Consider the following 15,647-nt stretch of genomic DNA (forward strand, 5'->3'; position numbering starts at 1 on the left):
TTACACCCCCAGGACAGCCGCAAGGCTGACTATTGCTTCCGAATTCTTAATCATCATATCAAGCACCGGGCTCGGGTTCAGGCCGAAATAGAGCACCAGAAGGGCAAGAGCTGCCATTGAAAAGACCTGCAGGGAATTTATGTCCCTGACATCCCCGAGCTTCTCATTATACACTCCGAACATTGCCCTCTGCATTGCCCAGAGGTGGTAACCTGCAGTAATCACTATTGCCAGCAGGGCAAATAAGACAAAGCCAGGCAGGTTCACGAAAGTGAAGGTCAGGACCAGGAACTCGGCAATAAAGCCTGTTAGCCCCGGAAGGCCAAGGGATGCCATAAACCCGACCATCATAACCACAGTGAGCATTGGCATCTTCTTTGCAAGCCCGCCGAGGTCGTTAATGATCCTTGTGCCTGTGGTGGCCTGGATTGCACCGGCAGACATGAACAGGATGCTCATGATAAGCCCGTGGGAAAACTGCTGGAACATGGCGCCTGAAACCGAAAGGGTAACAAGGCCGGCTGAACCCAGGGTAACAAATCCCATGTGGCTCAAACTGGAGTAAGCGATCATGCGCTTGAGGTCTTTCTGCCGCAGAGCCAGAAGAGCCCCGTAGACTATGCTGAAAGAACCGAGCAGGCCCAGCATCATGATCATCAGCTTGGGATTACCAGTGTTCGGGAGCATAGGGAGTGAAATCCTGAAAAGCCCGTACCCTCCGATTTTGAGCAGGATAAAGAGTACACTGCCTGCAGTAGGAGCCTCGGCATATGCATCCGGAAGCCACGAGTGGAAGGGGAAAGTCGGCATCTTTGCCAGGAACCCGAAGAGGATTGCAAGGAATATTCCATCTTTCATCAGGCCGGGTTCGAAGAACTGGAACTGTGCGATCAGTTCTCTTATATCAAATGTAGGAACACCTGTCTGATGCAGGGCTGCGTAAAAGAGCCCGAAGATTCCGAGCAGCATCACGAGAGATGCAACATGCGTGTAGATAAAGAACTTGTAGGACGCATGAGCCCGCTTTTCTCCACCCCAGATATTTACAATGAAGAAGAGTGGCACCAGGGTAAGTTCCCAGAATATATAGAAGACTACAAAGTCAAGGGCTACGAAGACGCCTATGACTGCGGCCTGCATGGTAAGGATCAGCCCGTAGAACCTGTTAGGGGCTTCCCGATCTTCTTTCCAGCTATAGAGGATCATAAGCGGGATAACGAGCGCATTCAGGAGGATAAGAGGCATGGAAATGCCGTCAATTCCAACTGAATAGTTGACCCCGAGGAAGGGAATCCACTTCACAGATTCATAGAACTGCATTGCAGCAGTACTGCTGTCAAAGTTCAGATAGGCGTAAAGGGTAAGGCCCAGAGTCGCAAGCGACCCGACAAGGCCCAATCCTGCAGCCTGGTCTTTTGTTTTTGTGAAAAAGGTCACGACTGCGAAAATCAGCGGCACCAGAATCAACAACGATGCGACCGGCAGCATCAGAGTACCTCCATTATCAATTTAACGAGTATTATTAGCAGGCTCACACCTGCAATTATGACGGTTGCATAGGTCTGGACAACCCCTGTCTGAACCTTCCGGAGTTCTTCACCTATACCAACCGTGAGAATTCCTATTCCTTCCACAATGCTGTCAACGATCACATCAACTACCTGCGTGAGGAAAGCAATAACGCCGTAAACTATTCCGATTGAGAAAAACTCGGTATAGATTTCGTGCTGGTAGTAACGCTTGTAGAGCAGCTTGTAAATCGGGTTCTTCATGGAAGCAAGAGGCCCGAGTTTCACTGCTCTGAGGTAATAGATCACGAAAGCAATTGCAAGGCCTGCAAGGGCGACTATTAACGGGAGCCACAGAATAAAGAGAGGCTCGTGTCCTGCTGCCTCTACAAGCTCGTTTCCGCCTATGCCGGCAAGGCTTCCTATGTCAAGGTTTACGAAACTGTTGGCAAAGGTCTCTTCAAGGAACTTCATGAACCCGGTATGGGTCAGTGCGCCGAAAACAAGGGCAAAGAGTGCCAGAATGGAAAGAGGAATGGTCATAATGGCAGGGGACTCGTGCCCGTGATAGTTGCTTCTCGGCTTCCCTGTAAAGGTCATGAAGATCAGCCTGAAGATGTAGAGGGATGTCAGGAAGGCAGCAGCAATTGAGAATATGTACGGGATCCAGTTGTTGCTGTGTTCTCCGAAGAGGTATGCAGCTTCAATAATTGCATCCTTTGAAATGAAGCCGCTTGTCCCTATTGAGGTCCCGGGGATACCGAAACCTGCCAGTGCAAGAGCTGCAATTGTCATGGTGGCAGCAGTAATTGGCATTACCTTTCCTACGCCTCCGAGTTCCCTCATATCCTGGGTGCCGACTGCATGGATTACACTGCCTGCACAGAGGAAAAGGAGAGCCTTAAAGAAAGCATGGTTGATCAGGTGGAAAAGGGATATACCAACTGCTTCAAGCCCTATTGCCGAACCGAGACCAAGACCCAGCATCATGTATCCGAGCTGGCTGATGGTTGAGAACGCAAGTACACGCTTGAGGTCGTTCATTACAATGCCCATTGTGCCTGCAAAGAGAGCGGTAAAGCCTCCAAAGTAAGCGACTACCATAAGGGAGTCAGGGGCTGCAATAAACATCGGGAAGGTCCTTGCGACCAGATAAACACCGGCAGTAACCATTGTTGCTGCATGGATGAGAGCTGAGACGGTTGTTGGGCCTTCCATTGCGTCAGGCAGCCACACATGGAGGGGGAACTGCCCGGACTTTCCTACTGCTCCTCCGAAGAAAAGCAGGGTGATAATAGTAAGGTGGCTTATTTCAAAGCCGAAAATGTTTGCCTGCAGAGCCGAAAGCTGGGGGATATAACTGAAGATTTCATCAAAACGAAGCAGGTAAACTCCGTCCTGGAACCCGCCTGCAACCTTAAGAAGATCGGAAGTGAGCACGATTATTCCTGTAAGGAACATTACGTCTCCGATCCTGGTTGTAAGGAAAGCTTTCTTGGCTGCGGCTGCAGCTGAGGGTTTTTCGAACCAGAAACCGATCAGGAGATAAGAACAAAGCCCGACAAGTTCCCAGGAAACAAAGAGCTGCACAATGTTGTCCGAGAGGATCAGGGAAAGCATTGCCGCGGTGAAAAGTGCGGTTTCTGCAAAATACCTGGCCTTTCCGGCATCATGGGACATGTAGCTAACTGCGTAAATATGGATCAGCAGGCTCACGAAGGTGACCATTGACAGCATGACTGCAGCCAGGGGGTCAATTAACACTCCGAGATTGAGCACTGCAAACCAGGAATAGGACTGGTTTACGACCTCTTCGGGGTTTGCCAGCAGCCCGAGGGTAATCGCAAAAGAGATTACGAAGGAGGCAGCAATGGCAAGGATGGGAACGATTGCCCCTCCGGATGGCATTTTCTTGCCAAAGAAGAAGGTGATCGCAAAAGCCAGTGCCGGAAGCAGGGGGATCAAAAATGCAAATTCTTCCAGAGCCGTTTTTACCACCTCAGGATGTTAAGCTCATCAAGATTAATTTTTTCGTGCATTCTGTAGATTGCCATGAAAATCGCAAACCCGACTGCTGCTTCAGCAGCTGCAAGGGCAATCGAGAATATGGCAAAGACCTGCCCGTTAAGGGTATCCGTATAGCTTGAAAAAGCCACAAGGTTCAGGTTTGCGGAGTTCAGCATGAGCTCTATACACATGATCATCCTGATACCGCTTTTGTGTGTCATCACGCCATAAAGCCCGATTGAAAAGAGCAGGGCTGCCAGGCCTAGATAAAATGTTAATGGAATAGCAGTCATCTGTTGCCCTCCCCTTTTGCCATGTAGATTGCTCCTATAAGGGATGCGAGCAGGACAATTGACAGGACCTCGAAAGGCACTACATACTGGGTAAAGATCAACATACCTATGCCCTCGATATTGCTCGGGTCAGCCGGATTCTCAGGGAGTTCCGAAACCGTATTCCAGGAAGTCCCAAAAACTCCTGTAACAACAACAGCAACAAAGAGCAGGACTACGAGAAGAGCCGGGAGTCTGTTAATTCGCACCGGACCCACCTCCCAGTTCGCGCTTTGTAAGCATAACTGCAAAGAGGATCAGCACTCCGATTGCTCCGATATAGACCAGCACCTGGACAACTCCCAGGAACTGAGCGTTTAAGAGGATATAACACGCTGCAATGCCGAACATGCACATGATCAGGGAAAGCCCGGCTCTTACAACGTCCTTTGCAATAACAACAAAGATTGCAAAGAAGACTGTGACAACCGCAAGAAGCCCGAAGACAGCCATTTCCAGAGCTGCTCCGATAGTTTCAATTCCGATCATTTTTCATCACCTTCATCGATATCTACTTCCCTTGCGAGTTTGTCAGGAGTCATGAGCAGGTCTTTATGAGTCCATTTCACCATGCCTTTGGCGTATTCTTTCCCGCTGGAAAGAGCACCTTTGGGACACTGGTCAATGCAGAGCCCGCAGAAGAGGCAGTGGCCTATGTCGATTTCAGGGAACCACCTCTGTTTGCCGCTGCCAGGGGCAACCGGGGCTTTAATGATCTTAATCGCGCTGTTAGGGCAGGTGTTGGCACAGATTCCACAGCCAATACATTTGCTTTTGTCGAGGATCTGAAGCCCTCTGAACCTGTCGGAGAGCGGAGTTTCCACTTCCGGGCACAGCCTGGTTACGCGTTCTTTAGGGATGTTTTTAAGCGCATATCTGATGTTTTTAAGAACCATACTCTTAAGCCCCCAGATATAGTCCAAGGCCCACTGCCCAGACAAGGTTCAAAAGGGACAGAGGGAGGAGTTTCTTCCAGCTAAGGTCTACTACCTGATCGATCCTGTACCTTGGGACAGCCCATCTCATTCCGATGATCGTCATCAGCACAAGCACGGTTTTAAGAAGCAGGAAACCTGTGGGGACAATAAAGCCAAGCACCGGGCTGTTTGAAACAAAAGCCGGCACGTTCCAGCCGCCAAGGAAGAGGAGTGCAACAAGGAAGGAACCGAGGATCATGTGGATATACTCGGCAAAGAAACCGAGACCGAAACGCATTCCACTGTATTCGGTAATCCATCCTGCGACCAGTTCTTCTTCAGACTCGTTCTGGTCGAAAGGAAGCCTCCCCATATCAGCCATAAGTGCAATAAAGAAAACAATGAATCCGATCGGCTGCAGGAAGATATTCCAGAGAAGCCCCTGGGCGCTGGCAATTTCCACTATGTTCAGGGAACCTGTCATTATACCGACACTGACAACAGTGATCCCAAGGGGCACTTCATACCCGACCATCCGGGCAAAGTTCCTGAAAGCTCCGAGAAGGGAATACTTGTTGTTAGAACCATAGGCAATCATGAAGATCCCGAAAATGGTAAGCGCAGACATTGCCTCAATATAAAGAATACTGATATCCATCTCGGTTACAGCCAGAGGGTACTCGACCCCGTTGATGAAGACTGCACCTACCGGGATTGCGACAAGCATCAGGAAAACCGAGCTCATCATGAAGATCGTGGCGTTGTCAAAGAGCATGCGGTCAGCATTCTTCGGCCTCAGGTCTTCTTTCGTAAAGAGCTTAATAGCGTCAGCCACCAGCTGCAGGAGCCCGAACTTACCTACTCTTGAAGGCCCGTACCTGAACTGGATGTCGGCTGAGAGTTTACGCTCAATCCAGACAGCACCCATTGCTCCAAGGAAGATGGCTCCCACAAGAGACAGGCCCACAAGCCCGCGGATCCAGGGGATAAAGGGAATTATTAATTCAGGGATTTCTATCATTACAATCACCTGTCCGCTTCACTGGTGCAGCCGTCCATACTGCCTGAAATCGCTGCAACGTCTGCAACTGTTGTGCCCTTGATCAATGGAGGCAGAGCCTGAAGGGTCGGGAAGTAAGGTCCTCTGACTTTTACCCTGTATGGCTTGTCTGTGCCGTCGGAGATCATGTACATGCCCATCTCGCCTCTTGGGTCTTCGACTCTGTGGAACACCTCACCTGCAGGAACTCTCATTACAGGAGTCCTTCTGCCGTAAGGGGTCCCTTCAGGGAATAGAGGGCCATTGGGGATCTGGTCAAGGCACTGTTCAAGGATGTAGATACTTTCCCGCATTTCGTTAAGCCTGACCTGCACCCTTGCAAAACAGTCGCCTGCAGTTTCCGTGCAGACCTTGAAGTCGAGGTCTTTATACACAAGGTAGGGTTCATTCTTCCGGATATCGAAAGGAACACCCGTTGCCCGCAGAGCAGGCCCGGAAACCCCGAAGCTCTTTGCAACGTCTGCAGTCAGGACTCCGACTCCTATGGTCCTTTCCCTGTAAATTCTGTCCGAGTAAAACATTCCCTCGTAATCTTCAATAACTTTCTTGAGGTTGTTCAGGATCGGGAGAGCTTTTTCTTTGAACCCGGCTGGCAGGTCGTCGCGTACCCCTCCGAATTTAAGGTAGCTGTGAGTGACCCTTGCCCCGGTGACCATATCAATAAGGCCTACAACTTCTTCCCTTTCCTTAATCGTATACATGAACATGGACACGAAGCCGATGAACTCCCCGAACTCTCCCAGACCAAGCAGGTGACTCTGGAGCCTGGAGAGTTCTTCTAAAATAACCCTTATATACTGTGCTCTCTCCGGCGGTTCGATGCCTAACAGCTTTTCGGCGCAGCCCACAAAACATTCTTCGTTTGTCAGGGCTACAAGGTAACAGATCCTGTCAACTATCGTGATTCCCTGAAGGTAGGTCTTGTTCTCCAGGATTTTTTCAATGCCTTTGTGAATATAACCCAGTTCCACTTCAGCATCCATCACAGTTTCCCCTTTCAACCTCAGGTTTAACCTGAAAGGTCCGGGCTGCATGGGATGCTGGGGGCCCAGGTGTACGATCATTTCATTTGGTTCAAGCATTTCTTCCATTTTTCACCCCTCACACCAGGTTTCTTGCGGTCTTATTCGGGAAACCCTCGTAGTCTTTTCGAAGAGGCCACTCACCCAGCATATCTTCGGGGAGCACAAGAGGCTTCAGATTAGGGTGGTTTTTAAACATAATCCCGAAAAGTTCGTAGGTCTCTCTCTCATACCAGTTTGCATTCCAGTATACCGGTACAATAGACTCGATTTCCGGAGTATTCCTGGGCAGCCTCGCTTTCAGCATCAGAACTACAGGATGGTCATATGAAGCTATATGATACACCGCTTCCAGCTCGTTCCTCGGAGGGTAATCCACTCCGCAAACGGAACAGAGGTGGTCGAACTGAAGGGAGTCCTTAAGGTACTGGCAGACTTCTTTTGCTTTCTCCTTATTCACATATGCCCGGATACGGATCGGAGATTCGATCCCGGCTTCGGAAATTGCCTCCGGAAATTTGCCGGTTAATGATTCTATGATTGTTCTGGCATCCATTGTATTCCCTCAAATAAGCCTGAAATCTCCTCAGTATTCCGTTCCCAGGTCTTTTTTGGCTGTTATCTTTTCCTGCAGTTCCACAAATCCCTGGATCAGGGCTTCGGGTCTGGGAGGACATCCGGGAATGAAGACATCGATAGGAAAGAGCTCATCGATATTCTGCACCGTGCTGTAGGACTCATAAAAGGGACCGCCGCTGATCGAACAGTCTCCCATGCAGAGAACCCATTTAGGAGCAGGCATCTGTTCCCAGAGCCTCTTCAGGGCCGGCAGATATTTTTTTGTCACATAACCACTGATGATCATGACATCCGCATGCCTTGGGGAGTTCCTGGGAATGATCCCGAAGCGGTCAGTATCATAGTGGGCACAGCCCGTAGCGATCATTTCCACACCACAGCAGCCCATTGGCTGGGTCATGAACCAGAGCGAGTTTTTCCGCCCCCAGTTGATAAGATCCTGAGCCTTGGTTTTCTTAAGGAATTTGTGGATTGCACTGGTGGTTGTTGTGATAACGCCGGGGATTTCTTCCGGAGTTTCTTTTGAGTAATTCGTTTTTTTCTCCTTCACTTCACCCATGTAAGGGCCTCCTTCTTCCAGAGATAAACGTATCCGAAGAGCAATATGAAGATAAATGCAAACATCTCAACTACTGCAATTGAGGTAATCCCATGCCCCTTATAGACTGTAGCCCATGGGTAAAGGAAAAGGACCTCAATATCAAAGAGAACAAAAGCAATCGCATAGAGATAATACTCGACATTGAACTGGATCCTGGCAGTTCCTATAGGAACGGAACCTGATTCGTATGTCGTGTATTTGCTGGCTGCCTTGCTCCTCGGACTCAGTTGCTTTACGATAAACATTGTCATGGGCGGCATGACCAGTCCCACGGCAAGAAATATTGCAACCGGTATATAGCTATCAATTATTCCAGACATTGTATCACCTATCAAAGTGCAGCAATCTGAAACTGCAGTTCCGCATGATCATAATTTTATATTTATAAAGATGAGCGGACAAAAAAACTGTATCCGGATTCCCAGGTTATTTAGAAAAACCATAATGATCCGAATACAGGTCCTGTAGGGAATGCCCGTATCCGGGTACCCCCTCTTCCGAATAGGGCCCTTTGAATACAGACACCTGACTGCCGGGCTCTGAAAAATTTATTTTTTCCTTGCCCTATTTTAGGTAATAAATTACCGAAAGTCAGGGGAAACCCTTCTTCCGGTGGCATGGATTCAATTGCCGTGAAAGTAGTATTATTAATAATTAAGATTCCAGGTAGCTATGCTAGTTCTGCAAATGAATCAGGGGTTATTTATAGCTATTTGCTAGATAATTAATATTATATAAATATTAAGTCTAAATAATTAAAACTCTGTTTTTAAAATATACATATGTTGAAATAAATCTGAGGAAAAGCCTTGACCTGCTGACGAAATTATATATACAACATAAATATGTTATTATCTTTGAACCGCCACAAAATTTTGTGAATAATTTAATATAATGACAACATTTTCTCCGGAAATGGCAAGGAATTATATATATCAGCTAATTATTTTAGTTTCCATTAAAAATCCTCTGAATATAGTATAAATAATAATGATAAATCCCGAGGATAAAAGGCTCTTGAGGCAACCTTTAAAATAAAAATAATAAGGAACTGAAAGTGCTGAAAATTTCCTGCTTAAGTGCGGGAGAGACGGCACTCAATTTCCTTCAAATATGCAGGTCAAGGGCATCAGATAGAAAAGAGTGATCAAAAGATTTGATTGTCGTCAAAAAAAATACAACACTTGTCAAAAAAATACTAGACCGGTCAGAAAAAACAATAACTATCATACCATGTGGCATATCAGAAAGGTCATAGTAGCTATATGCAATGGTGTACTGTCATGTGCGTTTACTATTCCCCGGGGATGTATCCATTAAAAGGCAGTACAACAGTTGCTCACATCCCTTTGTGCTATACTTCAGTACAATCCCTTAGTAATATATGTACACTTGTACCTGCCTGAACTCAAAATAATCTAATATTGATGAGGAAAACGGGTCTTCTTGACCATTTGACAGCGTTCTTTGAAGCCATATTATGTTCTGAAAGGGATAAATCCATAGTGTGCTACCGATTACATATTACAACAAGCACATTATCATAAGGGAAGCCCGCTTTCCATTGACCCTGAGAAACTAATATGAGCAAAACGCTATACCAACACATTATAATAAGTCTTTTCACGATAGAAAAGCTGGTGGATCGCATGAAGATAAACGATAATTGTGTAGGATGCGGCCAGTGCGCTTCTTTTTGCAAAAAAGGAGCAATAGAAGTAAGGGGAAGAGCACGAGCTACCGATGCCTGCGTAGAATGTGGGATGTGCATCCCCTACTGCCCTGTAAAAGCCATCGAGGTACCGGCATGAAAACGATTGTAATCGGTGCAGGCCTTGGAGGGCTCTTAAGCGCTGCCAGGCTCTCTAAAGCAGGGCATGAGGTTGAAGTTTTTGAAAGGCTTCCTATTACAGGAGGCAGGTTTACCAATCTTAATTATAAAGGGTTCCAGCTCTCAAGCGGAGCTTTCCATATGCTTCCGCACGGACCAGGGGGCCCACTTGCCCGGCTTCTCGGGGAGATCGGAGCTGAAGTGAGGGTAGTGCGGTCAGAACAGACCACTATACGCGTTCCTCTGAACCAGGGAAAACCCGATTATGCAGAAGGCTTCAAGGACATCTCTTTTATCGAATTTCCATCACTACTTTCGCATAAGGACCGCCTGAAAATTGCTTTTTTGATCGTGAGCACAAGGAAAAATCGCCCTTCAGGAGTCACTCTTGAGGCCTGGATAAAAACTCAGGTTAAGGGCGAATGGCTGGTAAGGTTTGCCGACTCTTTCTGTGGCTGGGCACTGAGCCTGAAAAGCAATGAGGTCCCTGTAGAGGAGATTTTTGAGATAATTGAAAATATGTACCGGTTCGGAGGTACAGGCATCCCGGCAGGAGGGTGTAAAGGAATTATTGACGCCCTTGAAGCCGTGATTCTGGAAAATGGTGGGAAAATATATACCGAGCAGGAAGTTTCAAAAATCCTGGTTGAAAAAGGAAAAGCTGCAGGGGTGATTTCTGAAAGCAAGAAACATGAAGCTGACCTTGTTATCAGTAATCTGGGGCATGCTGCAACCGCTTTGCTCTGCAGCGAAGCCCTCTCAGGAGAAGTGAATGCAGGTTACCTTAAAATGCTTGAGACCATTCAGCCATCTGCAGGCATAAAGATTTGCCTTGCCGCGGATGAGCCTCTGGTCGGGCACTCCGGAGTCCTGCTAACCCCCTATACAAGGCGTATAAATGGGGTCAATGAGGTTACTCAGGCTGACCCGAACCTGGCACCTCCGGGGAAGCACCTTACTATGTGTCATCAGTATGTGGCCCCTGAGAACATAAAGAACCTCGACTCCGAAATTGAGATGGGACTTGCGGACCTCAAAGAACTTTTTCCCGGCAAAAAATACGAAGTTCTTCTTATCCAGTCCTACCATGACAGCTGGCCCGTAAACAGGGCAGCCTCAGGTACGGACCCTGGCAATGAGACCCCGATTCCCGGGCTCTACGTCGTAGGGGACGGAGCCAAGGGAAAAGGAGGCATAGAAGTCGAAGGAGTAGCCCTCGGTGTGGCTGCAACCATGAAAAAAATCCTCGGCTAAACCCAGAGAAAAAAAACAAAACTCAGCAGGTGTTTTACCATTCCACCGGAAAACCCTCCTTTCGTAACCTACTCTAAAAACGTATTCATCCCAGTAACCAACATCTGCAGGAACCACTGCGGCTACTGCGGCTTTAAGCGGGAACCCGGACAACCCGGCGCCCGGCTGATGAAGCCTGAAGAGGTAGTCCCGATTCTTGAAAAAGGAGCAAAGGCAGGGTGCACTGAAGCCCTCTTCACCTTTGGGGAGTATGCAGAAGAGGTACCTGGGTACAGGGAATGGCTTGAAGAGCTTGGATATTCTTCAACCCTGGAATACCTTGTTTTTCTTTGTGAAACCGCAATCGATATAGGGATTCTCCCTCACACGAACGCGGGGATTATGACACGTTCCGAACTGGAAGTCCTCAAGCCCTTAAATGCGAGCATGGGGCTGATGCTTGAGACTACGGCAATTCTGGAAGCCCATAAAGACTGCCCCGGCAAGGTTCCGGAACGCAGGCTTGAGACTATCCGGGAAGCCGGGAAACTTAAGATTCCCTATACAACCGGCCTCCTCGTAGGGATCGGAGAGAGCAGGGATGACAGGATAAAGTCTCTAGAAGCAATCACAAACCTTCACAGGGAGTACGGGCACATTCAGGAAGTCATTATCCAGAACTTTTCCCCAAAAGCCGGGACACCCATGGAAAACTTCCCTGAACCTGCAGTGGAAGAGATGATGGATACCGTAGCCCTTGCCAGGCAGATCCTGCCGCGCGATGTGGCAGTACAGGTTGCCCCAAACCTCATTGATCCAAAAGCCCTGATAGTAAAAGGGGTAACGGACCTGGGAGGGATATCACCCCTGACCATTGACTGGATCAATCCTGAGGCCGAATGGCCGGATGTAAAAGACCTGCAGGAAAAGCTCGGGGCCATCCCGCTCAGAGAACGCCTCCCCATCTACCCGCAGTACGTGGAAAAAAGGTGGTACTCGGACAGGATCGGAGAGCTTATAGAGCGGCTCTCGGACGGGGAAGGTTACAGGAAGTTGCCCGAAAAAAGGCACGCGAAGGAGTCTGAAAAATGAACAGTAAAATTCCTGAAGACCTCATAGAACGCGCATACCAGGGGAAGAGCACAAAAGAAGATGCTCTCCTGCTCCTGGAAACACCCCCTTTTGAACTCTTCAAGTTTGCAGACGAACTTCGTTCTCTTGCAGTAGGGGACACAGTGACTTACGTCGTGAACAGGAACATAAATTTCACAAGCCGCTGTGTGGGGACCTGCGGATTTTGCGCATTCAGGACAAACGATGGCAAGGTCCTGAGCATCGAAGAAATTATGGAAAAGGTAAGAGAGGCAGAAAAGGCCAATGCCACTGAAGTCTGCATCCAGGGAGGACTGCTTCCCGACGTGGGCCTCGACTTCTACCAGGGGATTGCCGAAGCCATAAAAGCCGAATTTCCGGAAATGCATATTCATTCTTTTTCACCAATGGAAGTCTACCATGCCTCCCACATCAGCGGGATTACGGTAAGTGAAGCCTTAAGAAGGCTCAAAAGAAGCGGGCTTGACACCATGCCGGGCACTGCCGCCGAAATCCTCTCTGACAGGGTGAGGGAAATAATCTGCCCTTTGAAAATCAAGACAGGAGAATGGGTCGAAGTGGTCAGGCAGGCGCATGCTGCGGGAATTCCAACCACTGCAACCATGATGTACGGGCACGTGGAAACCCCGGAGGAAAGGATAGACCACATGCTGATCATAAGGGAAATCCAGAAAGAAACCGGAGGAATTACCGAATTTGTGCCCCTGCCTTTTATGCCTTACAACAACCCTGTAGGGGAGAAAATGATCAGGGAAGGCAAATATGCCACTCCGGGCCTGGAAGACCTGAAAATCTATGCAGTCTCACGAATTCTCTTTCACGGGCATGTGGACAATATCCAGGCAAGCTGGGTGAAACTCGGGAAAAAATTTGCCCAGTTTGCCCTCCACTGTGGAGTCAACGACCTTGGCGGAACCCTTATGGAAGAAAGTATCTCCAAATCCGCAGGGTCCTGCCACGGGGAAATGATCACGCCCGAAGAACTGGAGTGGATGATCCACGGAGCCGGCAGGGTCCCTAAAGAGAGGACTACCCTGTACAGGGAAGTGCATGAGCTGGCTTCCGGGAACTCCCGAAGGATGTCAAAGTGCGGAGCTTCCGAATAAACCAGATGCCCATTACCCTACTTCGGTAGTGGGGAACGATTATTTAATTCCCATTACAATAATAAAAAACTAATTAAATAAATAGCAGGGCTGGAGTTGACGCATTCCTTCCCCACCTGCCTCCTTCGGAGTCGAGGAAGGGGTATCCTGCTTAAAAGAGATGAAATCTGAAAGGAACGATAGGGATGTACACGAAAAAACCGGCAACCCCTGAGGCTGTCATTGAAAGAGCACATCAGGGAAAATGCACTAAAGAAGACGCCCTTCTCCTGCTTGAAGGAAACCCATTTGAGCTTTTTGAGCTTGCAAATGAACTTCGAGCCAATGCGGTAGGCGACATTGTCAGTTATGTGGTAAACAGGAATATCTACATCACAAACAAATGTATCGGAAACTGCGGGTTCTGCGCCTACAGGACCGAGACAGGTTATATACTGAGTGTGGAAGAAATCCTGAAAAAAACAGAAGATGCAAGAGCAGCCGGAGCCGTGGAGATCTGCATCCAGGGAGGGTACACCCCGGAAGCTGATATGGAGTTCTACCTGGAAATTATAGAGTCCATAAAATCCAGTTTCCCTGATATCTGCGTCCACGCCCTATCCCCGATGGAAGTAAATTACGCAGCAGGAATTTCCGGCATGTCCGTAGAAGAAGCGATGCGTAAACTTAAAAAAAGCGGGCTCGACTCTCTTACCGGAACCTCGGCAGAGATTCTTTCCGACAGGGTGAGGAAAATTATCTGCCCTGGAAAAATCAATACCCAGCAATGGATCGATACGGTAACTGCGGCACACAGAGCAGGGATTTCCACCAATTCAACCATCATGTACGGACACGTGGAAACCCTGGAAGAGCGCCTTGACCATGTCTTTACCATCCGCAAAATCCAGCAGGAAACCGGCGGGTTTTCGGAACTCATCCCTATGTCTTTTTTGCCTTACAACAACCCTGTAGGGGAAAAGATGCTCGCATCCGGAAAGTTCTCAAGCACAGGGCTTGAAGACCTGCAACTTATTGCCATTTCTCGCGTGATCCTGCACACCCATATAAACAACATCCAGGCCACCTGGGTAAAGCTCGGGAAAAAACTTGCCCAGTTTGCCCTGCAGTGCGGTGCAAACGACCTTGGAGGCACACTTATGGAAGACCAGATCTCGACAGCATCCGGCGGCAACTACGGAGAATACGTGTCTCCTGCGGAGTTTGAATGGATGATAAAAGGTGCCGGAAGAATTCCCATGCAGAGGGACACCCTGTACCGGAAAGCAGAACCCAGGTTTCCTTACCGGGAAGGCGCGCTGCCTAATTGTGGAAGAGCTGGAATAGGCAGCAGGGAATAAGGAAAAAAGAATCCGGAAAAAAGTATCAGAAAAAAAGAATCAGGAAATAATAAAAAGAGTAATAGTTGCAGGAGTCCAGATGAGAGCCGTCATCCCCTATAAGAAAAGCGGGGCAAAATCCCGATTATCCCCTGTCCTGAGCCTGGAAGAAAGGGAAGAGTTTGTAGAACTTATGTTAAACCAGGTAATAGATTCTCTCAAGGAAGCCGGAATTGAAAAAATCGACGTTCTCAGCCCTTCGGCCTACGGACTTGAGGGCATGACAAAAGCGAGAGTTCTGCTGGACGAAAAAGACCTGAATGAAGCCCTTAACAGGTACCTCGAAGAGGCAGAAGAGCCCGTCCTGATTGTTATGGCTGACCTGCCTTTACTCTCCCCGGACCATATAAAAGGGATAACTTCAACTAAAAAGAATATATGCATCGTCCCCGGAAAAGGCGGAGGTACGAATGCCCTGTTTATAAAGAACCCTTCCAGATACAGGGTAAAGTATTACGGCTCGAGTTTTCTAACCCACTGTTCGATTGCAACCGATTCCGGGCAAAATTATGAAATATATGACTCCTTCCTTGCAGGCACGGATATCGATGAGCCAGAAGACCTGGTGGAACTTCTTATCCATGGGAAAGGAACTGCAAGAGACTACATTAACCGGAAATTCAAGTTAGAGGTCAGCCGGGGAAGGGTTGGACTGGTCCCTCTTTGAGCCCAATAAGTTAAATGGAAGGACATGGAAGAGTTTTACATCTGTTTCTAACTTTTATTCTTCCATGTTTTAATTTAGATCTCCCATGTTTTCTCTTTCGTTCTTCCATGTTTTAATTTAGTTCTCCCATGTTTTCTCTTTCGTTCTTCCACGTTTTAATTTAGTTCTCCCATGTTTTAGCTTTCATTCTTCCATGTTTTCCCTTCCATTGTTCATCTCTTCGCCCGGGATTTGTGAAGGAATTATTATATAAGATTGTATAATAGATCCAAAAATTTTAAATAGATAGTAT

The 15,647-nt window shown here is 48.0% G+C and carries 17 protein-coding genes; 6 read left to right on the plus strand and 11 right to left on the minus strand.

The annotated features are described in order from the left end of the window. The 11 genes from fpoM to fpoA are packed head-to-tail and all read right to left on the minus strand — an operon-like array spanning position 1 to position 8,361. A complete protein-coding gene (fpoM, locus tag EO93_RS05555; protein WP_048134267.1) occupies positions 1-1,488 on the minus strand; it encodes a F(420)H(2) dehydrogenase subunit M in 1,488 nt (495 codons plus the stop codon). Next, positions 1,488-3,506, minus strand: a complete 2,019-nt coding sequence (gene fpoL / locus EO93_RS05560; RefSeq protein ID WP_048161366.1) for a F420H2 dehydrogenase subunit FpoL — start codon at positions 3,504-3,506, stop codon at positions 1,488-1,490. Before fpoL ends, fpoM begins: the two co-directional genes overlap by 1 nt. After that, on the minus strand, positions 3,500-3,808 hold the full coding sequence (gene fpoK, locus EO93_RS05565) for a F420H2 dehydrogenase subunit FpoK (protein ID WP_048132999.1): 309 nt from the start codon (positions 3,806-3,808) through the stop codon (positions 3,500-3,502). The genes fpoL and fpoK overlap by 7 nt, the downstream gene beginning before the upstream one ends. Beyond that, complete coding sequence (fpoJ, locus tag EO93_RS18400; protein WP_048133001.1) at positions 3,805-4,056, minus strand: F420H2 dehydrogenase subunit FpoJ; 252 nt, start codon at positions 4,054-4,056, stop codon at positions 3,805-3,807. The genes fpoK and fpoJ overlap by 4 nt, the downstream gene beginning before the upstream one ends. Beyond that, a complete protein-coding gene (locus EO93_RS18405; protein WP_048133003.1) occupies positions 4,046-4,336 on the minus strand; it encodes an NADH-quinone oxidoreductase subunit J in 291 nt (96 codons plus the stop codon). The genes fpoJ and EO93_RS18405 overlap by 11 nt, the downstream gene beginning before the upstream one ends. Continuing rightward, complete coding sequence (fpoI, locus tag EO93_RS05580) at positions 4,333-4,743, minus strand: F420H2 dehydrogenase subunit FpoI (protein ID WP_048133005.1); 411 nt, start codon at positions 4,741-4,743, stop codon at positions 4,333-4,335. Before fpoI ends, EO93_RS18405 begins: the two co-directional genes overlap by 4 nt. Positions 4,744-4,747: 4 nt before the next feature. Next, a complete protein-coding gene (gene fpoH / locus EO93_RS05585; RefSeq protein ID WP_048133007.1) occupies positions 4,748-5,785 on the minus strand; it encodes a F420H2 dehydrogenase subunit FpoH in 1,038 nt (345 codons plus the stop codon). Between the two features lie 5 nt (positions 5,786-5,790). Further along, positions 5,791-6,915, minus strand: a complete 1,125-nt coding sequence (gene fpoD, locus EO93_RS05590) for a F420H2 dehydrogenase subunit FpoD (protein ID WP_048133013.1) — start codon at positions 6,913-6,915, stop codon at positions 5,791-5,793. A 10-nt stretch (positions 6,916-6,925) separates the two neighbouring features. Then, positions 6,926-7,402: a F420H2 dehydrogenase subunit FpoC gene (gene fpoC / locus EO93_RS05595; RefSeq protein ID WP_048133016.1), complete on the minus strand. Its 477-nt coding sequence runs from the start codon at positions 7,400-7,402 to the stop codon at positions 6,926-6,928. Between the two features lie 30 nt (positions 7,403-7,432). Further along, positions 7,433-7,984: a F(420)H(2) dehydrogenase subunit B gene (fpoB, locus tag EO93_RS05600; RefSeq protein WP_048133018.1), complete on the minus strand. Its 552-nt coding sequence runs from the start codon at positions 7,982-7,984 to the stop codon at positions 7,433-7,435. Beyond that, positions 7,972-8,361 carry a F420H2 dehydrogenase subunit FpoA gene (gene fpoA / locus EO93_RS05605; protein ID WP_235282881.1) on the minus strand — a complete coding sequence of 130 codons (390 nt, stop codon included), beginning with the start codon at positions 8,359-8,361 and terminating at the stop codon, positions 7,972-7,974. Before fpoA ends, fpoB begins: the two co-directional genes overlap by 13 nt. Before the next feature lie 1,314 nt (positions 8,362-9,675). On the opposite strand from fpoA, the gene EO93_RS05610 reads away from it, so the two are divergent. From EO93_RS05610 to cofC, 6 genes are all read left to right on the plus strand, one after another. Then, the gene (locus tag EO93_RS05610; RefSeq protein WP_048133022.1) at positions 9,676-9,837 is read left to right on the plus strand and encodes a 4Fe-4S binding protein; all 162 of its coding nucleotides are present in this window, start codon (positions 9,676-9,678) and stop codon (positions 9,835-9,837) included. After that, a complete protein-coding gene (locus tag EO93_RS05615; protein WP_048161367.1) occupies positions 9,834-11,111 on the plus strand; it encodes an NAD(P)/FAD-dependent oxidoreductase in 1,278 nt (425 codons plus the stop codon). Before EO93_RS05610 ends, EO93_RS05615 begins: the two co-directional genes overlap by 4 nt. Positions 11,112-11,150: 39 nt before the next feature. Beyond that, on the plus strand, positions 11,151-12,182 hold the full coding sequence (gene cofG, locus EO93_RS05620; protein WP_048161368.1) for a 7,8-didemethyl-8-hydroxy-5-deazariboflavin synthase CofG: 1,032 nt from the start codon (positions 11,151-11,153) through the stop codon (positions 12,180-12,182). Then, positions 12,179-13,309 (plus strand): 5-amino-6-(D-ribitylamino)uracil--L-tyrosine 4-hydroxyphenyl transferase CofH, encoded by a 1,131-nt coding sequence (gene cofH / locus EO93_RS05625; RefSeq protein ID WP_048133029.1) that lies wholly within the window; start codon positions 12,179-12,181, stop codon positions 13,307-13,309. The genes cofG and cofH (EO93_RS05625) overlap by 4 nt, the downstream gene beginning before the upstream one ends. Positions 13,310-13,494: 185 nt before the next feature. Then, positions 13,495-14,649 (plus strand): 7,8-didemethyl-8-hydroxy-5-deazariboflavin synthase subunit CofH, encoded by a 1,155-nt coding sequence (cofH, locus tag EO93_RS05630; protein ID WP_048133031.1) that lies wholly within the window; start codon positions 13,495-13,497, stop codon positions 14,647-14,649. 79 nt (positions 14,650-14,728) lie between these two features. Then, positions 14,729-15,355: a 2-phospho-L-lactate guanylyltransferase gene (cofC, locus tag EO93_RS05635; protein WP_048161369.1), complete on the plus strand. Its 627-nt coding sequence runs from the start codon at positions 14,729-14,731 to the stop codon at positions 15,353-15,355. Positions 15,356-15,647: the final 292 nt, after the last annotated feature.

The organism is Methanosarcina sp. 1.H.A.2.2 (assembly GCF_000979975.1).
Lineage (GTDB): Archaea > Halobacteriota > Methanosarcinia > Methanosarcinales > Methanosarcinaceae > Methanosarcina.